The sequence below is a fragment of the Herbidospora mongoliensis genome (assembly GCF_001570545.1).
In the GTDB taxonomy this organism is placed as follows: domain Bacteria; phylum Actinomycetota; class Actinomycetes; order Streptosporangiales; family Streptosporangiaceae; genus Herbidospora; species Herbidospora mongoliensis.
Map to the genome: position 1 here is coordinate 217,348 of NZ_BBXD01000015.1, position 23,713 is coordinate 241,060.

Annotated in this window: 22 protein-coding genes; 14 read left to right on the forward strand and 8 right to left on the reverse strand. The window is 70.8% G+C overall.

What is annotated here, in order from left to right:
• Positions 1-136: 136 nt before the first annotated feature.
• The 6 genes from tatA to AW272_RS22260 all read left to right on the forward strand — a co-directional run bounded on the left by tatA (position 137) and on the right by AW272_RS22260 (position 6,006).
• Complete coding sequence (tatA, locus tag AW272_RS22240; RefSeq protein WP_066368430.1) at positions 137-484, forward strand: Sec-independent protein translocase subunit TatA; 348 nt, start codon at positions 137-139, stop codon at positions 482-484.
• 36 nt (positions 485-520) lie between these two features.
• Entirely contained in the window at positions 521-1,375 is an 855-nt protein-coding gene (tatC, locus tag AW272_RS22245; protein WP_066368432.1) for a twin-arginine translocase subunit TatC, read from the forward strand.
• Between the two features lie 8 nt (positions 1,376-1,383).
• Positions 1,384-2,250 carry a diacylglycerol/lipid kinase family protein gene (locus tag AW272_RS22250; protein ID WP_083958576.1) on the forward strand — a complete coding sequence of 289 codons (867 nt, stop codon included), beginning with the start codon at positions 1,384-1,386 and terminating at the stop codon, positions 2,248-2,250.
• A gap of 25 nt (positions 2,251-2,275) precedes the next feature.
• The gene (locus AW272_RS22255) at positions 2,276-4,984 is read left to right on the forward strand and encodes a DEAD/DEAH box helicase (protein WP_066368434.1); all 2,709 of its coding nucleotides are present in this window, start codon (positions 2,276-2,278) and stop codon (positions 4,982-4,984) included.
• 139 nt (positions 4,985-5,123) lie between these two features.
• A complete protein-coding gene (locus AW272_RS43260) occupies positions 5,124-5,291 on the forward strand; it encodes a hypothetical protein (protein WP_169807595.1) in 168 nt (55 codons plus the stop codon).
• A gap of 169 nt (positions 5,292-5,460) precedes the next feature.
• Entirely contained in the window at positions 5,461-6,006 is a 546-nt protein-coding gene (locus AW272_RS22260) for a hypothetical protein (RefSeq protein WP_066368436.1), read from the forward strand.
• On the opposite strand, the gene AW272_RS22265 is transcribed toward AW272_RS22260, so the two are convergent.
• The 3 genes from AW272_RS22265 to AW272_RS22275 are packed head-to-tail and all read right to left on the reverse strand — an operon-like array spanning position 5,978 to position 9,266.
• Positions 5,978-7,417, reverse strand: coding sequence for an RNB domain-containing ribonuclease (locus tag AW272_RS22265; RefSeq protein WP_083958562.1), 1,440 nt, complete (start codon positions 7,415-7,417; stop codon positions 5,978-5,980). The two genes, AW272_RS22260 and AW272_RS22265, sit on opposite strands and share 29 nt — an antisense overlap.
• A gap of 18 nt (positions 7,418-7,435) precedes the next feature.
• Complete coding sequence (locus AW272_RS22270; RefSeq protein ID WP_066368662.1) at positions 7,436-8,323, reverse strand: 5'-3' exonuclease; 888 nt, start codon at positions 8,321-8,323, stop codon at positions 7,436-7,438.
• A 10-nt stretch (positions 8,324-8,333) separates the two neighbouring features.
• Positions 8,334-9,266 (reverse strand): PP2C family protein-serine/threonine phosphatase, encoded by a 933-nt coding sequence (locus AW272_RS22275; protein WP_083958563.1) that lies wholly within the window; start codon positions 9,264-9,266, stop codon positions 8,334-8,336.
• A 126-nt stretch (positions 9,267-9,392) separates the two neighbouring features.
• Here AW272_RS22275 and AW272_RS22280 point away from each other — a divergent pair, with 126 nt between their 5' ends.
• Together AW272_RS22280 and AW272_RS22285 are read left to right on the forward strand one after the other, a co-directional pair.
• The gene (locus AW272_RS22280; protein ID WP_066368440.1) at positions 9,393-10,511 is read left to right on the forward strand and encodes a M24 family metallopeptidase; all 1,119 of its coding nucleotides are present in this window, start codon (positions 9,393-9,395) and stop codon (positions 10,509-10,511) included.
• Positions 10,512-10,530: 19 nt separating this feature from the next.
• Entirely contained in the window at positions 10,531-10,971 is a 441-nt protein-coding gene (locus AW272_RS22285; RefSeq protein WP_066368442.1) for an Lrp/AsnC family transcriptional regulator, read from the forward strand.
• Here AW272_RS22285 and AW272_RS22290 read toward each other — a convergent pair.
• From AW272_RS22290 to AW272_RS22300, 3 genes are read right to left on the reverse strand one after another with little or no spacing between them, the layout of a single operon-like run.
• Positions 10,968-11,906, reverse strand: a complete 939-nt coding sequence (locus tag AW272_RS22290; RefSeq protein ID WP_066368444.1) for an N-acetylglucosamine kinase — start codon at positions 11,904-11,906, stop codon at positions 10,968-10,970. The genes AW272_RS22285 and AW272_RS22290 overlap by 4 nt on opposite strands.
• A gap of 11 nt (positions 11,907-11,917) precedes the next feature.
• Complete coding sequence (locus AW272_RS22295; protein WP_066368445.1) at positions 11,918-13,174, reverse strand: 6-phospho-beta-glucosidase; 1,257 nt, start codon at positions 13,172-13,174, stop codon at positions 11,918-11,920.
• Positions 13,175-14,356: an ROK family transcriptional regulator gene (locus AW272_RS22300; protein ID WP_066368447.1), complete on the reverse strand. Its 1,182-nt coding sequence runs from the start codon at positions 14,354-14,356 to the stop codon at positions 13,175-13,177.
• Between the two features lie 95 nt (positions 14,357-14,451).
• Here AW272_RS22300 and AW272_RS22305 point away from each other — a divergent pair, with 95 nt between their 5' ends.
• The 6 genes from AW272_RS22305 (at position 14,452) to AW272_RS22330 (ending at position 21,699) form a co-directional block, all read left to right on the forward strand.
• Entirely contained in the window at positions 14,452-16,662 is a 2,211-nt protein-coding gene (locus tag AW272_RS22305; protein ID WP_066368449.1) for a HelD family protein, read from the forward strand.
• 552 nt (positions 16,663-17,214) lie between these two features.
• Positions 17,215-18,774 carry an apolipoprotein N-acyltransferase gene (lnt, locus tag AW272_RS22310; protein ID WP_245657672.1) on the forward strand — a complete coding sequence of 520 codons (1,560 nt, stop codon included), beginning with the start codon at positions 17,215-17,217 and terminating at the stop codon, positions 18,772-18,774.
• Between the two features lie 30 nt (positions 18,775-18,804).
• On the forward strand, positions 18,805-19,527 hold the full coding sequence (locus tag AW272_RS22315; protein WP_439649154.1) for a polyprenol monophosphomannose synthase: 723 nt from the start codon (positions 18,805-18,807) through the stop codon (positions 19,525-19,527).
• A gap of 189 nt (positions 19,528-19,716) precedes the next feature.
• A complete protein-coding gene (locus tag AW272_RS22320) occupies positions 19,717-20,199 on the forward strand; it encodes an FxsA family protein (protein ID WP_066368452.1) in 483 nt (160 codons plus the stop codon).
• A 65-nt stretch (positions 20,200-20,264) separates the two neighbouring features.
• A complete protein-coding gene (locus AW272_RS22325; protein WP_066368453.1) occupies positions 20,265-20,819 on the forward strand; it encodes an RNA polymerase sigma factor in 555 nt (184 codons plus the stop codon).
• Complete coding sequence (locus tag AW272_RS22330; protein WP_066368459.1) at positions 20,812-21,699, forward strand: hypothetical protein; 888 nt, start codon at positions 20,812-20,814, stop codon at positions 21,697-21,699. Before AW272_RS22325 ends, AW272_RS22330 begins: the two co-directional genes overlap by 8 nt.
• 96 nt (positions 21,700-21,795) lie before the next feature.
• Here the strand turns inward: AW272_RS22330 and AW272_RS22335 are convergent, their stop codons facing one another.
• Positions 21,796-22,140 (reverse strand): RNA polymerase-binding protein RbpA, encoded by a 345-nt coding sequence (locus AW272_RS22335; protein ID WP_066368462.1) that lies wholly within the window; start codon positions 22,138-22,140, stop codon positions 21,796-21,798.
• Between the two features lie 147 nt (positions 22,141-22,287).
• Positions 22,288-23,646, reverse strand: coding sequence for an MFS transporter (locus AW272_RS22340; RefSeq protein ID WP_066368464.1), 1,359 nt, complete (start codon positions 23,644-23,646; stop codon positions 22,288-22,290).
• Positions 23,647-23,713 lie beyond the last annotated feature (67 nt).

Sequence of the window (23,713 nt, forward strand, 5' to 3'; positions counted from 1 at the left end):
ACACGGGCTGAGGGCCGAAATCGAGCGGGCCAAGACCCAAATGCAGCCGATTCGTCCCCCGGAGGGGTGATGAGCACCCCGATCGCAGCGTACGATCGGGCAAGGACGTGCATCACCCGCCCCTTAAGGACGTGTCATGGGAAGCCTGGGACCCACTGAGCTCATCATCATCGGGCTCATCATCATCCTGCTGTTCGGCGCCAAGAAGCTCCCCGACACGGCTCGCGCCCTCGGGCAGTCGATGCGTCTGTTCAAGAAGGAGACGCAGAAGATGCGCGAGGAAGACGACGACAAGTCGACCGTCGTGACCGCGCAGGCCGAGACGGTCACCCCGCAGCCCGCGGCGACCACGCCGCCCGCGCAGATCCCCCCGGCTGTTCCGACGCCCTCGGTCGAAGACCGGCTGCGTCAGCTGGAGGAGGAGAACGCGAAACTGCGGACCACCTCGCAGCCCGGCGTTCAGCCGTCCGACAAGCAGAACTGACCTCCGCCGCACCTTCTCCCGAGACAGGATCATGGGATGGCCCTGTTGAAGAGGTCGCCGAAACCGCAGGCCTCGGCCGCGACCGACGACCCCGATGGGCGCATGTCGCTCATGGACCACCTCCGCGAACTGCGGAACCGCCTGGCCAAGATGATCATCGGCGTGGTGGTAGGGACGATCGTCGGTCTGGTCTTCTTCGACCCGATCTGGGATTTCATGACCGGGCCGTTCTGCCGTCTGCCTGACGCCTATCGGCTCGGCGGCGGCACGGAGTGCAGCCTGGTGGTCGGCAGCGTCACCGGCGGTCTGTTCATCAACCTCAAGGTCGCCTTCATGTTCGGCCTCGTGGTCGCCTCACCGATCTGGCTCTTCCAGATCTGGGCGTTCGTGACGCCGGGTCTCTACCGGAACGAGAAGCGCTACAGCTACACGTTCCTCGGCCTGGCCGTCCCGCTCTTCCTGGCCGGCGCGACGCTCGCCTACCTGACCATGGACAAGGGCCTGTCGCTGCTCCTCGGGTTCGTGCCCGAGAACGCGGTGCCACTCATCGACGTCAACGACTATCTGACGTTCCTGATGATGATGCTGCTGATCTTCGGCGTGTCGTTCCTGCTGCCGCTGCTGCTGGCGTTCCTGAACTTCCTCGGCGTGCTCCGCTACGAGACCGTCGCCAAGCACCAGCGCATGGTCGTGTTCGGCATGTTCGTCTTCGCGGCCGTCGCGACGCCGAGCCAGGACCCCTTCACCATGCTGGCGCTCGCGCTGCCGATGATCGGGCTGTTCTTCGTGGCGGAGGCGTTCATGTACGTCCACGACAAGCGGGCCGACGCCACCGCGGCCGCCAAGGCCAGGGCGCTCGAAGAGGAACTCGACGGCACACCGGCCGAGTGACGCGCCGAGTGACCGGCATAACGGTTCTCGCGAACCCGGCCGCCCGTGGCGGCCGGGGCATGCGGCGCCTTGCGCCCGTGCTGGCGCGCCTGCGCGCCACCGGCCTCCCGGTCTCGGTCGTCTCCGGGGCGTCGCCCGGCGACACGCTGGAGCAGGCCCGCGCCGCCGTGCGCGGGCGGCCGTCGACGCTGGTCGCGTGTGGTGGTGACGGCCTGGTTCACCTGGCCGTCCAGGCGGTCGCCGGTACGGGCGTCCCGCTCGCGATCATCCCCATGGGCACCGGCAACGACATCGCCGCCGACCTCGGCGTTCCGCGTGACCCGTTACGGGCCGCCGACCTGGTGACCGGGGGAGTGCCCCGCGTCATCGACGCCGCGACCGCAGGCGACCGGTGGTTCGCCGGCGTGCTGGCCTGCGGGTTCGACTCCCGGGTCAACGAACGCGCCAACGCCATGACGGGCCCGGCCAAATACGTCATCGCCGCGCTCCAGGAGCTCAGGGAGTTCCAGCCGATCCCCTTCCGGATCACCGTCGACGATGGGCCCGCCGTCGAGGTCGAGGCGATGATGGTGGCGGTCGGCAACACCAGGTCGTACGGGAACGGAATGAAGATCTGTCCCACCGCCCGGCCCGACGACGGGCTGCTCGACGTGGTCGTCCTGAAAGCCGTGTCGAAGGCCGCCTTCCTGCGCACCTTCCCGAAGGTCTTCCTGGGCGCCCACACGAAACACCCGGCGGTCGAGATCCACCGTGCCGTCTCCGTGACGCTGGAGGCACCGGGCGTGATCGCCTACGCCGACGGAGAACGCGTCGGACCCACCCCACTGACCTGCACGGCCCGTGCCGGTGCGCTGACGGTGATGACACGGCCGTAACAGGAATATCGGTAGGGTTGACGCCATGAGTACGCCTGCGGAACGCTACGCCGCCTTCCGTGACCAGCAGAACGAGTCGGGCCCGGCGCTCACCTCGTTCCGCGGGTTGTACGAGTTCGAGCTCGACGAGTTCCAGCTCGACGCCTGCCAGGCACTGGAGGCCGGAGACGGCGTGCTGGTGGCGGCGCCAACGGGATCGGGTAAGACCGTGGTCGGCGAGTTCGCCGTCCACCTGGCCCTCGAGCAGGGCCGCAAGTGCTTCTACACCACGCCGATCAAGGCGCTGTCGAACCAGAAGTTCAACGACCTGACCCGTCGTTACGGCGCGTCGAAGGTCGGCCTGCTGACCGGCGACAACAGCGTCAACGGCGACGCCCCGATCGTCATCATGACGACCGAGGTGCTGCGCAACATGCTCTACGCGGGGTCCCAGACCCTGACGGGGCTCGGCTACGTGGTGATGGACGAGGTCCACTACCTGGCCGACCGCTTCCGGGGCGCCGTCTGGGAAGAAGTGATCATCCACCTGCCCGAGTCGGTCCGGGTGGCCGCCCTGTCGGCCACGGTCTCCAACGCCGAGGAGTTCGGCGAGTGGCTCGGCGCGGTCCGCGGCGACACGACGGTGATCGTCGACGAGCACCGCCCGGTCCCGCTGTGGCAGCACATGATCGTCGGACACCGCATCTTCGACCTGTTCGCCAGCGAAGAGGGCGCGACCCGCATCAACGCCGACCTGATGCGCATCGCCCGCGACGAGCAGCGCCACAACCAGGCCCACGGCAAACGCGGCTTCAACCGCCCGAGGCGCACTCCCCACGACCGCGCCCAGGTCATCGACCGCCTCGACGCCGAGGGACTGCTGCCCTCGATCACGTTCATCTTCTCCCGCGCCGGCTGCGACGCCGCCGTCAAACAGTGTCTCTACGCGGGCCTGCGGCTCACCACCGACGAAGAGCGCCACGAGATCCGCCAGCTCGTCGACGAGCGCACCGCCCACCTGCCCGACGAAGACCTGGCGGTGCTGGGTTACCTCGACTGGCGCGACTGCCTGGAGCGCGGCCTGGCCGCCCACCACGCGGGCATGCTCCCGGCCTTCAAAGAGGTCGTCGAGGAGCTGTTCACCAAGGGCCTGGTCAAGGCCGTCTTCGCGACCGAGACCCTGGCGCTGGGCATCAACATGCCGGCCCGGTCGGTCGTCATCGAGAAGCTCGACAAGTGGAACGGCGAGACCCACGCCGACCTGACCCCGGGCGAATACACCCAGCTCACCGGCCGGGCCGGCCGCCGCGGCATCGACGTCGAGGGCCACGCGGTGGTCGTCTACCAGCCCGGCATGGACCCGATCGGCGTCGCCGGTCTCGCGAGCACCCGCACCTACCCGCTGCGGTCGAGCTTCCGGCCCTCCTACAACATGGCCGTGAACCTGGTCGGCCAGGTCGGCCGCGAGCGCGCCCGCACCCTGCTGGAAGACTCCTTCGCCCAGTTCCAGGCCGACCGCGCGGTCGTCGGGATCGCCCGCCAGCTGCGCAAACACGAAGACGCGCTCCAGGGCTACGAGGAGGCGATGACCTGCCACCTGGGCGACTTCCCCGAATACGCCGCGCTCCGCCGCGCGCTGTCCGACCGGGAGGCCGACCTGTCCAAGCAGCGCGGCGCCGCCCGGCGGGCGCAGGCCGTGCAGAGCCTGGAGACGCTGAAGGTCGGCGACGTGATCCGGGTCCCCGGCGGGCGCCGGGCCGGGCTGGCGGTCGTCCTCGACCCCGGCGTGAACGTGCGCGGCGAGGGCCCGTCGCTGCTGGTGCTGACGGTCGGCAAGCAGGTCAAGAAGCTGACCCCGGCCGACTTCCCGGTGCCGGTCGAGCCGGTCCACAACATCCGCGTCCCGCGCAACTTCAACCCCCGCAGCCCGAAGGAACGGGCGAACCTGGTCGCCACCATGCACGCCAAGCTCGGCGACGTCGACCTGGGCAAGCCGGTGCGCGCCCGCGACCACGCCGCCGAAGACGACGAGATCCTGCGCCTGCGCCGCGACCTGCGCCAGCACCCCTGCCACGGCTGCGACGAGCGCGAAGACCACGCCCGCTGGGCCGAGCGCTACTACAAGCTGCAGCGTGAGACCGAGGGACTGCGCCGCCGCGTCGAGGGCCGCTCCCACGTGATCGCCCGCACCTTCGACCGCGTCTGCGGCATCCTCGACGAGCTCGGCTACCTCGAAGGCGAGACCGTCACCGACGAGGGCCGCCGCCTCGCCAAGCTCTACACCGAGCTCGACCTGCTGACCTCCGAGTGCCTGCGCGGCGGCATCTGGGAGAAGCTCGACCCGGCCGAACTGGCCGCCTGCGTCTCCTCTCTCGTGTACGAATCCCGCCAGACCGACGACAACCGCAGCCCCCGCATCCCCGCAGGGGCCGCCAAAGAGGCCCTGGCGTCGATGGTGAAGCTCTGGGCCGACCTGGAGGCCGTCGAGCAGGACCACGAGCTGTCGTTCACGCGTGAGCCCGACATGAACTTCGCCTGGGCGGCCTGGCGCTGGGCCAAGGGCCATACCCTCGACGCGGTCCTGACCGACAACGACCTGGCGGCGGGCGACTTCGTCCGGTGGATCAAGCAGCTGCTCGACCTGCTCGGCCAGTTGCGCGACGCGGCGCCGCAGGGCAGCAAGGTGCGGGAGACCTCGACGAAGGCGATCGAGGCGATGCGGCGCGGGGTGGTGGCCTACTCCTCGCTCACCTGAGGCTCACCTGAGGCGGTCGAACTGACCGCCCGGTCAGGAGCAGGTAGCGGTCTGTTCGCCTGCAGTGACCTCACAGGGAGATTCTGGGTGTTGTGCGGCGGAAATCCGCTATGTACAAGCCCCGCCCCTGGAGGTCCGGATGTTCGCTCTGCTCGCCGCTGTCCTGTTCCTCGTCGCCCTCGTCTTCGCCATCGGCGGCTACGCCGTCGGCGCGGTCCTGACCGTGACCACGCTGACCATCGCCGGCGCCCTGTTCCTGGCCCTGCACCTGGGCGGATACGGCACCGCCTGGAGCCTCAAGAAGTAACCTGACTTAGTAAAGGGCCGCTGACGTGAGCACGTCGGTGGCCCTTCGGATTTCCTGACAAGATCACCCGCATGACCCTGTCCGTCGAGCGGATCTTCGGTGACCGCCCCTTCGCCGAGATCGGGGCCCGAGCCTCGCCGTCGCCGACGAGCGCCGCGGCCCGCTGGCCGTGGCCGGCACCGACGACTTCCGCAGCGCGATACCCGTCGGCGTCTACGACACCGGCGACCTGACCTGCCGCGCCCTGGCCGGGCCGCGAGTCCCGGCGCCGCGCCCAGACGGCCGCGAGGCCGCCCAAGCGGCGAAGACGTGGCTGAGCGAGGGCTGGGAACCACGCCGAGACGTCCGCGCGGTGGAGCGGCTGCCGGACGGCCGGATCCTGGCGACCCTCGACGGGGTGCTCCTGGAGGCCTGGCTGCCCTCCAGTGAGCGGGAATGGTCGGCCGCAGACGAGAGGGGCGGACGCGAGATCGTGGTCGCCGGAGCGACGGCCTGGGTCTCGGCGGTGCGGCCCGAACGGGGTGATCACCCGTCGGTCGTTCAGCTGTCCCTGGTCGACGGCGCGCAGGTGGACCAGATCACCTTGTGCGTCCCCGTCTCGTTCGTGCGTACGGCCCACGGCTCTCACCGTCGTCGGGCCGGGACACCTGCTCATCGGCACGGGCGACGGACGCGTCGTGGACTGCTCAGTCGTTCGCGGGCTGCTCCCAGGTGAAGCGGATCTCGCGGGTGGCCGTGTCGGCCCGTAGCAGCCGGGCGGCGACCCGCTGGCCCAATGGGAGCCCGGGGCCGTCGCAGCGGGCGATCACGGCCGGGTCGGAGATCTGGATCTGGCCGCCCTTGCCGTTCTCGGCGACGTCGATGACCACCGCGTCGAACGTCTCGCCGATGCGGTCGCGGAGCAGGAACGTCTCCACCAGGTCGACGCAGGCCCGCTCCACCTGGGACGTCCGCCGGGAAGCCACCGCCATCTGGTGGGGGAGGACCGCCAGCGCCTCGCCGACCTGCTCGGGGACCGGCTCGCCACCGGCCACCGCCAGGCAGACCTCGGTGGCGTAGCGGTCGACCAAACGCCGCAAGGGAGCCGTCACGTGCGCGTAGGGCGCGGCGACCGCCGCGTGCAGGGCGTCGGGCGGCGGATCGCCGTCGAAGGCCACGTAGGCGGCGCCGCGCAGCAGGACCGTCGACTCGTGCAGGAAGGCCGCGTGCCCGGGGACCTTCGGGTCGAGGCCGTGCACCACGTCGCCGTAGGTGGCCCCGTCGGGCCACGGCACGCCGAGGGCCAGCGCGACCCGGCGCACCTTGCCGACGTCGGAGGGGCCCGCGGCGGGCAGCACCCGCAGCACGCCGATCTCGGCGTCGAGCATCATCTGGGCCGCGCACATGCCGGTCAGCAGGGAGATCTGGGCGTTCCACTCCTCGCACGGCTGCGGGGAGCGGAACTCGACCCGGTAGCCGTCGCCCGCCCGGACGACCTCCTGGTCGGGGGTCGGCAGGGTCACCCCGCCGCGCGCGTGTTCGAGCTCCAGGCGCAGCGGCCCGATCTCGGCCAGCAGGCGCAGCGTCCCGTCGGCGCGGCCGGTGTCGACGAGGGTCTGCACGTAGTCGTAGTCGAGCCGTTCCCGGCTGCGCACCATCGCGCGGCGGACGTCGGCCCCGACGACCTGACCCGAGGAGTCGAGGTCGATGCACCACAGGGCGGCGGGGCGGATCTCGCCGGGCAGCAGGCTGGCGGCGCCCTCGGACAGGACGGGCGGGTGCAGCGGGACGCGGCCGTCGGGCAGGTAGACGGTCTCGCCCCGGGTTCGTGCCTCCAGGTCGATCGCGCCGCCGGGGCGGACGAAGGAGCCGACGTCGGCGATGGCGTACCAGACGCGGTAGCCGTTCTGGCGCTCCTCCAGGCACAGGGCCTGGTCGAGGTCCATCGAGCCGGGCGGGTCGATGGTCAGGAACGGCAGGTCGGTGCGGTCTTCGCCGATGAAGGTCTGACCCGCGGCCGTCGCGGCCTCGTCGAGGACCGCCTGCGGGAATTCGACGGGCAGGTCGAACTCCCGGCGGACCCGGTCGAAGCCCTCGCTCAGGCGCGGCGGTTCAGCGTCGGGTATCCGGATTTTTCGGTGTGGCACGTCCCTCAACGTAGCGGTTCAGGCCTTCCCGAGCACGGTCAGCAGCCGGTTCAGGGGGCTGTCGAGCCCGTAGCGGTCGGCCAGCGCGACCAGCGCCTCGGGGTCGTGGGGCTTGGCCGGAAGCTCGGTGGCCACCGCCGGGATCGGCACGTCGTGGGCGACCTGGACCACCGCTGGCGCGACGGCCAGATAGTCGCGGGCGGCCTCCAGCTTGTTCCTTGCCCCGGCCGGGAACCCCTCGTCGCCCACGGCCGCGAGCAGGGCGTCGAGAGAACCGAAGCGTGTGATCAGCGACGCCGCCGTCTTCTCGCCGATCCCGGCCACGCCGGGGAGCCCGTCGGAGGGGTCGCCCCGGAGGGTGGCGAAGTCGGCGTAGGCCTGACCGGGGATGCCGTATTTCGCGCTCACCCACGCCTCGTCGACCGACTGCAGGTTCCGGATGCCCCTCACCGTGTAGAGGACCCGGCGCCGCTTGGCGTCGTCGACGAGCTGGAAGAGGTCGCGGTCGCCGGTGACGATGTCGACCGGCTGGTCGGCCTGCCAGGTGAGGGTGCCGATGACGTCGTCGGCCTCGTAGCCGTCGACCCCGTAGGACGCGATGCCCACGGCGGCGAGGACCTGTTCGATGACCGGCACCTGCGGGGCCAGCGTGTCGGGGATCTCCTCCTCGTCGCCGGAGGCGACTCGATGGGATTTGTACGACGGAATCGCCGCCACCCGGAACGCGGGCCGCCAGTCGGCGTCCATCGCCGCGACCAGGTGGGTGGGGGAGTGGGCCTTCACCAGCGTGGCGATCATGTCGATCAGGCCCCGGACGGCGTTGACGGGCATGCCGTCAGGGGCGGTCATCGACTCCGGCACGCCGTAGTAGGCGCGGAAGTAGAGCGACGGGGTGTCGAGAAGCATCAGCACCCGTCTATGCTCCCAGCACACCCACCGCGAGCAGGCACGTGTCGTCGCGCGGATTGGGCCCGCCGACGGTTTTCAGCATCGCGTCGACCGCGTCGGGCAGGTCGGCCACGCTCAGTGCCCCGGCCGCCGCGAGCACCTGGGCCACGCCCTCGTCGATGTCGCGGTCACGCCGTTCGATCAGCCCGTCGCTGAACATCACCAGCACGTCGTCGGCGCGGAGCTGGACCTTGGCCACGCCGTACATCGGCTTGTGGGTGGCGCCGAGCAGGACGCCGGGCGGGGCGACCAGCGTCCGGGCGACGCCGCCGCGCACCAGCACCGGCACCGGGTGACCCGCGCCGGCCCAGGTGAACCGCAGCGTCTTCGGGTCGAACAGGCCGACGACGGCGGTGGCGGTGGTGTCGGCCAGGCGGGTCATCGTCAGCGTGTTGAGCCAGCCGAGCATCGCGCCGGGACCCTGGCCGGTCATCGCCAGCGCGGCCAGGCCGTGGCGGAGCTGGGCCATGTGGGCTATCGCGGGGATCCCGTGACCGGACACGTCGCCCACGGCCAGCAACACGCGCCCGTCGGGCAGCGTGCTCGCCTCCCACCAGTCGCCGCCGAGCACGTTGAGCAGCTGCTCGGGCTCGCCCGCGACCTGCCGGTGATGGCTGCCGACCGGACGCTCTTCCATCGGCACGCAGCGCACAGCGATCCTGGCGTTGGGCAGCATCAGGTCGGCGCCGGGTTCTGGCAGGATCGCGTCGCGCAGCAGGAAGGTGAGCTCGCGCTGTTCGGCGAGCCGCGCCTCGGTGAGGTCGAGCCGGTCTCGCAAGGAGGTGACCATGTCGGCGGCCGTGTGGGCGCCGACGAGGGCAGGCTCCTCGGCGGAGTGTAGGGGCGGCTGCTCGCCACCGGCTTCGCCGGTCATGGTGAGGCTCGCTCTCGAGAAACGCATGGTCCAAACGGGGTGAGAAGTGACAGATAGGGGACGAGCCGTAAACGGCCCTGTGCGGAGCGTAGCATCGGTCTAGACAGGCCGACGGGGTTTTTCGTCGATCCACGCCACTTCTAGTATGACGCTGTGACAACGGAGTCCCTTGACGTGTTTTCGGCCGACCGCCTCGACCTGGTGCGATCGGCCACCGCGGCGTCCGGCGTCGGCGCCCTGCTGCTGACCCCCGGCCCTGATCTGCGCTATGTGTCCGGTTACGACGCCCATGCGCTCGAACGGCTGACCTGTCTGGTGGTGCCCGGCGACGGCGGCGAACCGTTCATGATGGTGCCCCGACTCGAACTGCCCGCCGCCCAGGCCTCCGTGGCCGGGCGTCTGGGTGTGGAGTTCGTGCCATGGGACGAGACCGACGACCCCTACGCGGTCGTCGCCCACCGCCTGGGCGACGTCGGCAGCGTGGCGCTGGCCGACCGGATGTGGGCGATGCAGTCGCTGCGCTTCCGCGCCGCGCTGCCCGCCGCGGAACAGCGGCTCGCGTCGAGCGTGCTGCGTGACCTGCGGATGCGCAAGTCGCCCGCCGAGGCGGCGGCGCTGGCGCAGGCCGGGGCGGCCATCGACGCGGTGCACGCTTTGGTGCCCTCGCTGCTGAAGGCGGGCCGGACCGAGCGGGAGGTCGGCCGCGACATCGCCGACGCGATCCTCGCCGCCGGCCACGTGACGATCGACTTCGTGATCGTGGCGTCGGGCCCGAACGGCGCCTCGCCGCACCACGACGTGTCCGACCGGGTGATCCGGGCCGGTGAGCCGGTGGTCGTCGACATCGGCGGCACGATGGCCACCGGCTACTGCTCCGACTCCACCCGCAACTACTGCGTGGGCGAGCCCCCGGCCGACTACGCGCGCTACTTCGCGGTGCTGCGCGCGGCCCAGGACGCCGCCTGCGAGGCGGTGCGCCCCGGCGTGACCTGCGAGTCGATCGACGCGGCGGCCCGTGAGGTGATCGCGGCGGCCGGTTACGGCGACTACTTCGTCCACCGCACCGGCCACGGCATCGGGCTGGAGTCGCACGAAGACCCCTACATCGTGGCGGGCAACGACGAGGCGCTCGCGCCGGGCATGGCGTTCTCGGTGGAGCCCGGCATCTACCTGCCGGGAGAGCACGGCGCCCGGATCGAGGACATCGTCATCTGCACAGAAGACGGGGTTTCCCGGCTCAACAATTCGCCCCTGGATCTGGTGATCGTCTGATTGCCGTACCGTTTGCGAGATGGAGGAGATCGACAGGCGGATTGTCGCGTTGCTGGCGGCCGACGGGCGGATGAGTTTCACCGATCTGGCCAAGGAGACCGGGCTGTCGGTGTCGGCGGTCCACCAACGGGTGCGGCGGCTGGAGAAACGCGGCGTGATCAAGGGTTACGCCGCGCTGGTCGACTTCGACGAGGTCGGGCTGCCGCTGACCGCCTTCGTGTCGATCAAGCCGATCGACCCCGCCGCCGCCGACGACGCGCCCGACCGGCTGCGCCATCTGGCTGCCATCGAGTCGTGTCACAGCGTGGCGGGCGAGGAGAGCTACATTCTCAAGGTACGGGTGGGGTCGCCGCGTGACCTCGAGGAGCTGCTCAACCAGATCCGGGCCGCCGCCAACGTGTCGACCCGGACCACGGTCGTGCTCTCCACTCCCTACGACTACCGGCCGCCCGCCGTCTAGAAGGCCGCCCTGACGCGATCGTAGGCCTCGGGGGCGGCGTTCAGGGCGTCCAGGCCCTTGAAGGCCGCGCCGACGATCGGGGGGACGTCGGCGACGACGAGTTTCGCGTGCGGGGCCCCGGCGGTGTACCTGGCCTCGATCAGCTCCGTCAGAAGCGGGTCGCGGGCGGTCAGCACGCCACCGCCCAGCACCACCTCACAGGGGATGTCGAGCAGGTCGATGCGGCGCATGGCGACGATGCCGAGCACGGCGATCTCGTCGGCCAGCCGCGTGATCACCTCACAGGCGATCACGTCACCGGCGCGCGCGGTCTCCAGCAACGGCGCGACCAGGTCGTGCAGGCGTTCGTAGGCCAGATCGCCGAAGTGCAGGGCGATCACGGCCTCCTCGACGGTCGCCGTGCCGAACACCCGGCGGACCACGCCGGCCAGCGCCGTCGCGGGTCCCCGGCCGTCTTCGGCGCGGGCGGCGTGCCAGAGCGCCTCCTCGGCGATGCCGCCTCCGCCGCCCCAGTCGCCCGACAACCGGCCGAGCGCGGGGAAACGGGCCACCCGGCCGTCGGGGCCGACGGCGACGGCGTTGATCCCGGCGCCGCAGACCACCGCCGCGCCCCACGGGCCGCTCGCGCCCGCCCGCAGCAGGGCGAAGGTGTCGTTGCCGACGACGATCTCGGGGGCGAAGCCGCGGCGGGCCATCTCGTCGCGCAGCCGCACCTCCTCGATCGGCAGGTCGGCGCCCGCGACGTAGGCGAAGACGTGGTCGGCGTAGGGTCCCGGGCCGACGGCGATCTCGATCACGTCGATGGCCGCCGCCACCCCGCTGCTCTGCGGGGTGAAGGGGCCGCCGCGCCAGGTGCGCTCGACGAGGCCGTCTTCCCTGATCAGCGCGATGTCGGTCTTGCTGTTGCCGCCGTCGATCGCCAGGATGGTCCGCATCACGGGTCTCATCACGGGGCCCACGGCAGGTGGGTGCGGTTGGCGGCGACGAGCCGCGAGGCCAGGCCGGTCGCCAGGTCCGACTGGCCGACCAGCGGGTGGGCGAGCAGGGCGTCCCGCACGCGGCGTTCCCCGCCGTCGATCGCCGCGGTCAGGGCCAGTTCCTCGTACGCGGACACGCTCGCGATCAGCCCACGGTAGAGCGGTTCGACGGGACCCACCGGCAGTGGCGTGGCACCGGACGCGCCGATCACGGCGGGCACCTCGATGACCGCCTCAGAGGGCAGGAACGGCAGCGTGTCCCCATTGCGGGTGTTGACCACCTGGACGTCGCCCCGGTCGCCGACCAGCGACGCGAGGAGGGCCACTGCCGCCTCCGAGTAGTACGCGCCGCCCCGCTTGCCCAGCAGTTCGGGTTTGGTATCCGACGAAGGATCGGCGTAGATGTCCAGCAGGGTCTGCTCCATCGCGGCCACCTCGGCCGCCCTGGACGGCTTGACCCTCTGCTCCGCGACCACGTTGTCGTGCTCGTAGAAGTAGCGCAGGTAGTAGGAGGGCACGACCCCCAGGTCGCGCAGGATCCACTCGGGCAGCCCGACCTCGGCCGCGATCGAGGCGGCGTGCTCCTCGATCAATGAGGGCAGCACCTCTCGGCCGTCGACGGTCACCGACCGCTCCCACGTCAGGTGGTTGAGCCCGACGTGACCCAGCCCGATCGACTGCCACGGCACCCCGAGCAGCCCGGCGAACCGGCGCTGCATCCCGATGGCCACGTTGCACAGCCCGATGGCCCGGTGCCCGGCGTCCAGCAGCGCCCGGGTCACGATGCCGACCGGGTTGGTGAAGTCGACGATCCACGCGCCGGGCGCGCGGCGGCGCACCTCCTCGGCGATCTCCAGCACGACCGGGACCGTCCGCAGCGCCTTGGCCAGGCCGCCGGCTCCGGTGGTCTCCTGGCCGACGCAGCCGCACTCCAGCGGCAGCGTCTCGTCCACGTTCCGGGCCGCCTGGCCGCCCACGCGGAGCTGCAGCAGCACCGCCCCGGCCCCGTCGACACCCGGTCCGACCGCCGCGTGCTCGGTCACCACGGCGGGGTGTCCCGCGCGGGCCAGCATGCGGCGGGACATCCCGGCGACCAGGGACAGCCGACCGGCGTCCGGGTCGACCAGGGCGACCTCACTCAGCGGCAGCTCGTCGCGCAGCCGCGCGAAGCCGTCGATCAGCTCTGGTGTGTACGTCGAGCCGCCCCCGACAACGGCGAGTTTCACTCATCCTCCATGAACGGTAGATCCGAAAACCTCGTCGCGGACCACGCCGAGTCCCAAATGGAGCGCCCCGGCCAGCACCGGGTTGCCCTCGACGGCCGACAGCCGCAGCGGCGGCCGGGGCAGCGTGAGGGCGTGCAGTTCGCGTTCGGTCATCGCCAGGAGCGTCTCGCCGCCCGCCAGCGGCATCCCGCCGGCCAGCACGATGACATCAGGGTCGAGCACGGCGGTGATCGAGGCCAGCCCCATGGCCAGCCGCCGGGCGATCTCCCGCAGCCCCTCGGCGGCCTCCTCGGCGTGCCGGCCGCCGTCGGCGGCGATCTGAACGGCGCGTTCCACGGCCTGCGGCGCGGACGTTCCACGGATTCCGCGCGCCCGCAGCAGCCGGAGCACCGCCGGGCCGCCGACCAGGGCCTGGAATCCGTGGTCGACCCGCTTGCCGACGTCCCGCGCGGTCGGCGCGCCGACGGCCGGCATGTAGCCGACCTCACCGGCGCCGCCGGTGGCCCCCCGGTGCAGCCGCCCGCCGAGCACGATCGCCGAGCCGATGCCCGAGTCGACCCAGAGCAGGACGAAGTCCTGGTGCCCCCCGTGCGCGCGTTCGGCCAGCGCGACCAGGTTGACGTCGTTCTCCACGTCGACCGGCGTGCCGACACCCGCCGAGAGGGTCTGGACGAGGTCGGGGATGTGCCAGCCCGGGATGTGGGCGGCGTACCCGAGACGGCCGGTGCCCGGATCCACGGCGCCCTGTATGCCGATCACGACCCGGTTGACCGCATGTGGCCAGGCGTCGGCCAGGGCGGTGCGGACCTTGTCGACCACGTCGCCCCGGGTCCGGCCGGGGGTCGGCAGCACGGACGTACCGACGACAGAACCGGTGAGGTCGGCCACGGCGACCTCGACCCGGTCGCGGGTCACGTCGAGCGCCGCCACATGGGCCGCCCCGGCGTTGATGCGGTAGAGCTCGGCGGTCCGGCCCGGCAGGCCCTCGCGGATGCCGTCGAGGACGACCAGCCCGGCCTCCTGGAGACGGAGCAGCAGTTGGGAGGCGGTCGGTTTGGACAGGCCGGTCAGGGCGCCGAGCTCGGGCCGGGTCAGCGGACCCCGGTCGAGGAGTACCCGAAGCGCCGCGCGGTCGTTGATGGCCCGCAGCAGGCTGGGGGTCCCTGGGGTCGGCTGGCTCACTTTGGAGAAAGTAAAGAAACCTTCCGAAATAGTCAATTGGCCGAAACCGCATCGTGACCGGTCTCCCTCGCGGTACGCGTAGAATCTATCGGCCTATGCCACAGTCATCCGCGCCCGAGCTGACCCGTGAACGCGACTACGTCGCCGGCCTCTACGACCGGCTCGACCTGTTGCGGGTGCGCACCCGCGCGCAGCTCGACGGCGTGCTAGCCCAGGGCGCGTTCGGCACCCACCAGAACCGGTCGGAGCGCGACAACTTCGCCGTCATGTACTCCCAGCGTCTGGCCCGTCTGTGGGCCGTCGAGCGCGGCCTGTGCTTCGGCCGCATCGACCTGGCGCCGGGGGCCGAGGAAACCCGCTTCTACATCGGCCGCATCGGGCTCACCGACGACGAGCAGCAGCGCCTGCTCATCGACTGGCGGGCCCCGGTCGCGCAGCCGTTCTACCGCGCCACCCCGGCCGTCTCGATGGGCGTGACCCGGCGCCGCCACCTCCACATCAAGGGCCGGACGGTCGTGTCGGTCGACGACGACCTGCTCGACCTCGACAGCCTCACCGCCGACGACCGCGCCACCCTCAACGGCGAGGCCGCCCTGCTGGCGGCCCTGTCGGAGACCCGCACCGGCCGGATGCGCGACATCGTGGCCACCATCCAGGCCGAACAGGACCGCATCATCCGGGGCGACCTGTCGGGCGTGCTGGTCGTGCAGGGCGGCCCCGGCACCGGCAAGACGGTGGTCGCGCTGCACCGGGCGGCCTACCTGCTCTACACGTACAGAGAGAAGCTCGAAAGGCGAGGGGTGCTCATCGTCGGGCCGAACCTCACGTTCCTGCGCTACATCGAGCAGGTCCTGCCCTCGCTCGGCGAGACCGACGTGCTGCTGTCGACCGTGGGGGAGCTGTTCCCCGGGGTGGTCGCCAAGCGGCCAGAACCGGCCCCGGCGGCGGCGCTGAAGGGCGGGCTGCGGATGGCCGACGTGCTCGCCCGCGCCATCTCCGACCGGCAGCGGATGCCGGGCCGGCCGGTCGAGATCCGGCTCTCCCGCTACACGCTGCGACTCGACCGGCAGACCTTCGAGGCGGCCAAGAGCCGCGCGGTCAAGTCGCGCCGCCCGCACAACCAGGCCCGCTCGGTGTTCGTGCGGCACCTGCTGAACGCGCTGACCAAGCAGGCCGCCCGCCAGCTCGGCCGGGGCATGCTCTCCGACGAGGACTTCGCCGACCTGCGTGAGGATCTGCGCACCGAGGAGCCGGTGAAGGTCGCGCTCAACAAGCTGTGGCCCTATCTGACCCCCCACCAGCTCCTCATCGGCCTGTTCACCGCCACCGACCGGATGACCGCCGCCGGGCTCAGCCCCAAGGAGGCCGCGCTGCTGCTGCGCGAGCACCCGCGCAAGGGCCAGCAGTGGTGGAGCGAGGCCGACGTGCCGCTGCTCGACGAGGCCGCCGAACTGCTCGGCGACATCGACGAGGGCGTGCTGCGGGCCGCCCGCCGCGCCGAGGAGGAGCGTGAGGAGCAGCTCGCCTACGCCCGCGAGGTCCTGGAGATGACGGGCCTGGCCGACATCATGGACGCCGAGAAGTTCGCCGAACGCCAGCAGGCGGAAGAGGGATATCTCACAACCGCCGAGCGCGCCGCCCGCGACCGCACCTGGTCGTTCGGCCACGTGATCGTCGACGAGGCCCAGGAACTGTCGGCGATGGCTTGGCGCACCCTGATGCGCCGCTGCCCGTCGCGGTCGATGACGATCGTCGGCGACATCGCCCAGACCGGTTCGGCCGCCGGCGCGCCGAGCTGGAAGACGGTGCTCGACCCCTACGTGCAGGGCCGCTGGCGGGAGTCCCAGCTGACCGTCAACTACCGCACTCCCGTCGAGCTGATGGCGGTCGCGGCCGACGTGCTCACGCTCGTCGACCCGGCGCTGAAGGCCCCCGACTCGGTCCGCGAGAGCGGCGAGAAACCGACCGCCGTGCAGACCGCCGACCTGGTCAGGGACCTGCCCGGGATCATCGAGCAGCAGAAGGTGCCCGACGGCCGGCTGGTCGTGATCGTCCCCGAGGGCGTCGACGTCGGTATGCCCCACATGACCGGTCCCGAGGCGCTCGACGCCGAGGTGGCGGTGCTGACCGTGACCGAGGCCAAGGGCCTGGAATTCGACGCCGTCGTGGTGGTGGAACCGGCCGCGATCCTGGCCGAGTCGCCGCGCGGCGCGAGCGACCTTTACGTGGCCCTGACCAGGGCGACCCAGCGCCTTTGCGTCGTCCACACCGGTCCGTTGCCCGAGGTGCTGGCCAGCCTCCGATAGCGGCCCTTGCCCCGACCTGTCCCACCTGCGAAAACTTGGTGTTCCCGCTGCTGGGGAGCTGGTTGACATCTGCGCTCAGCTCGGTAGTTTGCTGCGGAGTCCAGCACGGGACTGACCGGTTGGCCGTTCCCAGACATCGTCGGATTCCGCGTCCGTGACGAGCGTCACCCGCACCTTCGGGACGCTCTGTAGCTCAGCCAGGCGCGGCGCCGGCGTTTTTGTCGGGGCGGGGCACTCCAGCCGGGTGGGGGGTTGGACCCGGGAAGGGTTTTGGCGCCCAGTAGACAACGGAACTCCGCGCCCGCCGCCGACGGGACGGAACCGGTCCGAAGGGCGCTCAGGGCTCTGAACCGTCTCGTGAGATGGGCCTGGGCACGTGGCACCCGTGCCTTGTGCGTAGCCGGATGGTCCTTGAGTTCTCCTGTGGCCACAGGAGAACTCAAGGACCATTGCCTTGTCGTCCCCGCGTGTTCGACCGCCTGTTTTGGGACCTGCCGTCCGGCGCGGTAGCGTTCCGACCAGCCCCCCGTTCGGTCTGGTCGAAGGAGACGCGTGCTCGCAACGGCGACCGTGAGGTCGACCGCCCCGGCGTTCGCGCCGCCCACGTGGGGGCGCGCCGCGTTGGCCATCGCCGGCGGTCTGCTGATCTTCCTGGCCTTCCCGCCGCTGGGCCTGTGGTTCTGCGCCCCCCTCGGCGTCGCCCCGGTGATCGCCTCCGTGTACGGAGTGCGCCCCCGCCGCGCCCTGTGGATCGGCTACCTGGCGGGCCTGGCTTTCATGCTCCCCGCGATGGCGTGGGTGAGGCCCATCGGGGAAGACGCCTGGCTGGCCCTGGTCGCCATTGAGAGCGTTTTCTGGGCCGTCCAGGCACTCCTGGTGTCCCTGGTGATCCGGATGCGCCTGTGGCCCCTCTGGGCCGCCTGTCTGTGGGTGCTCCAGGAGCGGGGCCGCAGCACGTTCCCGGTCGGCGGCTTCCCGTGGGCCCGGCTGGCCTTCTCCCAGGGCACCGCGCCCTACCTGAAATACGCCTCGCTCGGCGGCGCGCCCCTTGTAACTTTCACCGTCGCCCTGACCGGCTGCCTGCTCGCCTACCTGGCCGTTCACCTGTTCACCCGTGACTACCGCGAGCGCGTGGTCGCGCTGACGGCGGCCGGGGTGGTAGCCCTACCAGTGGTCGGGATGCTCGTTCCCCTCCACGGCGACGAGGGCAAGACGGTGAACATCGGGGTGATCCAGGGCAGCGTGCCCCGCAACGGTGGGTTGGGCCTGTCCGAGGCCGAGCCCGCCGTCGTGCTGAAGAACCACGCCGCGGAGACCCACCGGCTGGCCGAGGCGGTCAGGGCCGGCAAGTACCCCAAGCCCGACCTGGTGGTCTGGCCGGAGAACTCCACCGACATCGACCCCTACCGCAGCCCCGAGGCCTACGCGATCATCGACGCGGCCGTGAAGGACGTCGGCGTGCCGGTGCTCGTCGGGGCCGTGGTCGCGATCGGCGACGACTCCCGGGCCACCCGCAGCGTCGTGTGGGATCCGGTCACCGGACCGGGCGACCACTACGACAAGCAGAAGCTGGTGCCGTTCGGGGAGTTCACGCCGTACAAGGACCTGGTTCTGAGCCTGTTCGAGCGGGCCAACCTGGTCGGGCGGCAGTCGATCCCCGGCGACGAGCCGGGCGACCTGAAGGTCGGGCCGGTCACCGTGGGCGCGGTCAGCTGCTACGAGGTGGCCTTCGACACCGTCGTCAACGGGACCGTCCGCGCGGGCGGCTCGCCGCTGGTGGTGCAGACCAACAACGCGACCTACGAGCTGTCGAACCTGCCGCCGCAGCAGCTCGCGATGTCGCGGATCCGCGCGGTGGAGCACAACCGGGCGGTCATCCCGGTGGCGACCACCGGCATCTCCGCGCACGTCGCCCCCGACGGGAGCATCCTGTGGGAGACGCCCGAACTGGTGGCGGCCATGAACGTGGTCACCGCGCAGGTGCGGACGAGTGACACGCTCGCGACTCGGGTAGGTGTTTGGCCCGAGATCATTCTGATGATGGCGGGAACGGGCGCGGCCGTGGTCGCAGTGGCCTCCGGGGTCGCCGCGCGGCGGAGCCGACGGGACTAGGAGGAGCCGATGGACCGGATGCTGGGGCGCGTGCTCGTTATCGTTCCCACCTACAACGAACGCGACAATCTGCCGCGCATCGTCGAGCGCCTGCGCTCGGCCCTGCCCGACGCCGACCTCCTGGTGGCCGACGACAACAGCCCCGACGGCACCGGCAAGATCGCCGACGAGATCGCCGAGCGCGACGGTCACGTCCACGTGCTGCACCGGCCCGGCAAGCAGGGCCTGGGCGCCGCCTACATCGCCGGGTTCAACTGGGGCCTCGACCGCGACTACGACGTGCTCGTGGAGATCGACGCCGACGGCTCCCACCAGCCCGAGGAGCTGCACAAGCTGCTCGCGGCGGTCGAGGGGGGCGCCGACCTGGCGATCGGGTCGCGGTGGGTGCCGGGCGGGAAGGTCATCAACTGGCCGCAGTCGCGGGAGTTCCTGTCGCGGGGCGCCAACACCTACACGCGGATCATGCTCGGCATGCCGGTCCGCGACGCGACCGCCGGGTTCCGCGCCTACCGGGCCACCACCCTGCGCAAGATCGGCATCGACGACGTGCAGTCGCAGGGCTACTGCTTCCAGGTCGACCTGACCCTGCGCACGGTCCGCGAGGGGCTGCGCATCACCGAGGTGCCGATCACCTTCGTCGACCGGGCCGTCGGGCAGAGCAAGATGAACCGCGACGTCATGACCGAGGCCCTGTGGCGCATCAGCGTGTGGGGCGTGACGGGCCTGCCGGAAAGGTTCCGTCGCCGTCGGTAGGATTCGCCTGCTGCTTGGGGGTGTGTCGGGTCTGCTGTCGTCGTCGAGGCTCACGCCTGCGGTGTCTCAGCGGGTGGGCATCGGTTCCGTCGGCGCACGTGGAGGTTTACGCCTGCGGCTGAGCGGGGAACCCGGCTTTCACGCGGCTTCGTTGGAACCCTCGTAGGCTCGCATGTGGAGGTGTGACGAATGCTGCGAATCGGGCTGTTCCTGGCGTTTCTCGTGGTGCCGGTGCTGGAGATCTGGCTGCTGATCCAGATCGGTGAGGTCATCGGCGGGTGGACCACCGTGGGGCTGCTGATCGCCGACAGCCTCCTGGGCGCCTGGCTGGTGCGGCGTGAGGGCCGCCGGGCCTGGGCCGCGTTGCAGGAGGCGATCGAGTCGGGCCGCATGCCCGACAAGGAACTGGCCGACGGCGCGCTGATCGTGGCGGGTGGCGCGCTGCTGCTGACCCCCGGCTTCATCACCGACATCTTCGGGTTCTTCATGATCCTTCCGTTCACCCGGCCGATCGCGCGGCGTGGGGCGGCCTGGTTCCTCGGGCGGCGCGTGAAGGCCATGGCGGCCCGTTCGCCGTACGCGCCGTTCATCGCCGGGATGCCGGCGCAGGAGCCTTCGCGGCGCGAGAACCCGCGCGAGAACGTGGTGCGCGGCGAGGTCGTCGACGACTGACGTGAACCCTTCGGGCGGCGCGCGGTGAAAGCAGATCGTCAAGCCGCACCGCCCGAGAGGATCCCATGAGGGATGCCATTGCGACGGCCGGGGATCACGACCTCATCCAGCGTTCCCTGGCCGAGCCCGAGTGCTTCGCCGCCCTGTTCGACCGGCACGCACCCCATCTGCACGCCTACGTGGCCCGCCGATTAGGCCCCGACGTGGCCGACGACGTCGTCTCCGACACCTTCCTCGACGCCTTCCGCCGCCGCCACGTCTACGACCCGCGCCACACCGACGCCCGCCCCTGGCTCTACGGCATCGCCTCCAACCTGGTCGGCAAGCACCGCCGCCGGGAGACGGCCCGCTACCGCGCCTACGCGCGCACCGGCCCCGACGAGACGATCGCCGCCCTCGTCGAGGAGGGCGTCACCACCCTGGCCGTGAACCGGCCGCTGCTGCGCGCCCTGGCCTCGCTGAAACCCGGAGACCGCGACGTGCTGCTGCTGGTCGCCTGGGCCCAGTTCACCTACGGAGAGGTGGCGCTGGCCCTGTCGATCCCGGTGGGGACGGTCCGCTCCCGGTTGAACCGCGCCCGCGCCAAGGTGAAGACCGCGCTGGAGGCGCCCGATGCGTGATCTTGAGACCCTGTTCGACCGTCCCCCGGCCACCGAAGCCGACCTGGCCGACGCGCGCGCCCGGTTCACGGCCGCCGCCGGGAGGAGCCGCCCTCGGGGCCGGAGCATCCTGAAGCCCTTCCTGGCGGCCCTGATGACCACCCTGCTCGCCACGACGGCCGCCGTGGTGCTCCGCCCGGTCCCGGCCGCCGTGCCGGAGCCGTCCGAACCGACCGGCGGGGAGATCCTGCTGCGGGCCGCCCAGGCGGCGCTCGACTCGCCGCCGCCGGTGACGCGGGTGAAGCCCGGGGCCTACTTCCACCTGCACTCCACCCACCGGGGGTGGGACCACCGCAAGCGCAAGGGCACGATCAACCGCGTGGACGTCTGGACGCCCGCCGACGGCAGCGGCCCGTGGCTGAGAACCGTCGGAGGCGGCGAGGAGACGCTGTTCTCGGACCTGTGCTTCCACCGTGACCCGGGCGAGTGGCCGCAGGACCTCCGTCCCCTCGTGGTGCGGAGGCCGGGCGACCCGCCCAGCTTCCAGTTCCGGCAGATCGCCGAACTGCTCGACCTGACGGCCTTCCACCCGGAGCGGACGGCCGCCCTGCTGAGGTTCGCCGCCGGATTCCCCGGCCTCATCGTGACCCGGGGACGGGAGAACACCACCGGGCGGCCGGCGATCACCGTTGGCGTCCAGAGAGACGGCTTCCGCGACGAGCTGGTCTTCGACCCGGTGCGCTTCCGGCTGCTGGGGCAGCAGCAGGTGGTCACCGAGCTGTCCGCCAAGCAGAACTGGACGCCGGTGGGCACCGTCAGCGGGCGGGAGTACGTCGAGCTGAGTGTCGAGCCGCGCCTGCCGGACACCAAGGGGATCCTGAAGGTGGACGTCTCCTGCTGAGACGCGACCGGGCCTGAAACGCGACAGGGCTGAAATGCGACAGGGCGTCTTCCGGATGATCCGGAAGACGCCCTCGCGTCGGTGGTGGGATGGGGCCTACGCGCTCTTGCGTCGCTGAGCCCGCAGAATGGCCAGTCGCTCGTTCAAGACCTCTTCGAGGTCTTCGATCGAGCGGCGCTCCAGCAGCATGTCCCAATGGGTGCGTGGGGGCTTGGCCTTCTTCTGCTGCGGCTGTTCGGCGTCGACCCGGAGCGCGGGGGAGCCGCAGTGACGGCACTCCCAGCTCGCGGGGATCTCGGCTTCAGCGGCCAGCGGAACGGTGGTGCGGTGACCCCTGGGGCAGGTGTAGGACACCTCCTGGCGGGGTGCCAGATCGGTGTTGCGGTCGTTCTCGTAGCTGGTCGCGCCGAGCCGGGTACCGCGAAGTGCACGCTCGCCCATGTTCTAAGCCTCCTGAGGTCCCCCTATACGACGACAGCTATAGAGGGGTTGGTCTCCACCGGGTACAACGCCTGATACCGTGTGTGGATTCCCACCCAAGACGTGATCCAATCGCGCTTTTTCCGGCGCTCATGAACCGATTCGCCGTCAAATCCGTTCTGGCACGTCGTTGCCCGCGGCTCTGATCGCCTTTGGCAGGTTCACCGAAGCGAGCAGCACCCCGCCGATCACGAAGAAGATCACCAGCGAGACGATGCCGTACCGGTAGCTGTCGGTCAGCTGCAGAGCCAGGCCCAGGGTGAAGGATCCGATGAGTGTCGCACCCTTGTCACTGATCTCGTAGAGGCTGAAATACTCCGCTTCCCGCCCCTTCGGGATCACGTGGGAGAACAACGACCGCGACAGGGCTTGTGTTCCCCCCATCACGATCGCGATGGCGAACCCGAGGGCGAAGAACAGCAGCGGCTGCTCCGGCGGCACGAAGTAGGCGGCCGCCACGACGCCGCACCAGGCGACCAGCGACCACAGGATCGTCTTGCGGGTGCCGACCCGCACCGCGACCCGGCCCAGCAGGATCGCCCCGAAGAACGCGACGAACTGGACCATCAGGATGGCGCCGATGCGGGTGGTCTCGTCGAGGCGCAGTTCCTGGTCGGCGTAGGTCGCCGAGAACGAGATGACCGTCTGCACGCCGTCGTTGTAGGCGATGTAGGCGAGCAGGAAGACCAGCGTCAGCGGATAACGGGTGACCAGGTCGCGGATGGTGAGCCCGAGCTGCCGCACGCTGAGCACGACGGCCCGGCCGGCGCCCTCGTCGGCGGCCGCCTCACCGCGCCGGTTGCGCAGCCGCAGCAGCGGGATGATCGTGAACCCGCCCCACCACAGACCCGCCGAGGCCAGCGCGAGGCGCACCGCCGTGCTGGTCTCCATGCCGAGCGCCTCGGCGTTGAGGAACAGCCCCAGGTTGACCACCAGCAGCAGCCCGCCGCCCAGGTAGCCGAACCCCCACCCGCGCGCCGACACCCGGTCGCGTTCCTCGGGTGTGGAGATCTGCGGCAGGAACGAGTTGTAGACGACGAATGCCGCCGCGAAGCTGGTCTGGCCGATGATGAACAGCACCCCGCCCAGGATGTACGCCCCGTCGGCGACGAACCACATGAGAAGGGTGGCCGCCGACCCCAGGTAGGCGAAGAACCCCATGATCTCTTTCTTGCGCCCGGTGTGGTCGGCGATCGCTCCGGCGATCAGCATGACGGCGATCTGGAAGACCGCCGCCACACCCACCACGAACGAGAAGTAGGCCGAGGGCCGCACGTCGAACCCGATCACGTCGACGAACTGCGCCCCGTTCGCCGCGGTCTTCGCGATGTCGATCAGGTAGGGGCCCAGGAACACGGTCATGACCGTGGTCGGGAAGGCCGAGTTGGCCCAGTCGTACCAGTACCAGCCCTTTTGCTCGCGGGCTCTGGCCGCCGGGCTCTCGTCGATGACCTGGGGGGAAGTCATTGCTACTCGCTCTCAGGAGGGCAAAGCGAGACGCGGGCGGCCGTGGGCCGACCGTGGCTCGCGCTGG

Bases quoted from the DNA above. Each gene is read 5' to 3' on its own strand.
- tatA (WP_066368430.1), top strand. From the start codon at position 137: ATGGGAAGCCTGGGACCCACTGAGCTCATCATCATCGGGCTCATCATC.
- tatC (WP_066368432.1), top strand. From the start codon at position 521: ATGGCCCTGTTGAAGAGGTCGCCGAAACCGCAGGCCTCGGCCGCGACC.
- AW272_RS22255 (WP_066368434.1), top strand. From the start codon at position 2,276: ATGAGTACGCCTGCGGAACGCTACGCCGCCTTCCGTGACCAGCAGAAC.
- AW272_RS43260 (WP_169807595.1), top strand. From the start codon at position 5,124: ATGTTCGCTCTGCTCGCCGCTGTCCTGTTCCTCGTCGCCCTCGTCTTC.
- AW272_RS22270 (WP_066368662.1), bottom strand. From the start codon at position 8,323: ATGCTTCTCGACACCCCGTCGCTCTACTTCCGCGCCTACTACGGCGTG.
- AW272_RS22275 (WP_083958563.1), bottom strand. From the start codon at position 9,266: ATGCGTTTCTCGAGAGCGAGCCTCACCATGACCGGCGAAGCCGGTGGC.
- AW272_RS22285 (WP_066368442.1), top strand. From the start codon at position 10,531: ATGGAGGAGATCGACAGGCGGATTGTCGCGTTGCTGGCGGCCGACGGG.
- AW272_RS22290 (WP_066368444.1), bottom strand. From the start codon at position 11,906: ATGCGGACCATCCTGGCGATCGACGGCGGCAACAGCAAGACCGACATC.
- AW272_RS22305 (WP_066368449.1), top strand. From the start codon at position 14,452: ATGCCACAGTCATCCGCGCCCGAGCTGACCCGTGAACGCGACTACGTC.
- AW272_RS22320 (WP_066368452.1), top strand. From the start codon at position 19,717: ATGCTGCGAATCGGGCTGTTCCTGGCGTTTCTCGTGGTGCCGGTGCTG.
- AW272_RS22325 (WP_066368453.1), top strand. From the start codon at position 20,265: ATGAGGGATGCCATTGCGACGGCCGGGGATCACGACCTCATCCAGCGT.
- AW272_RS22330 (WP_066368459.1), top strand. From the start codon at position 20,812: ATGCGTGATCTTGAGACCCTGTTCGACCGTCCCCCGGCCACCGAAGCC.
- AW272_RS22335 (WP_066368462.1), bottom strand. From the start codon at position 22,140: ATGGGCGAGCGTGCACTTCGCGGTACCCGGCTCGGCGCGACCAGCTAC.
- AW272_RS22340 (WP_066368464.1), bottom strand. From the start codon at position 23,646: ATGACTTCCCCCCAGGTCATCGACGAGAGCCCGGCGGCCAGAGCCCGC.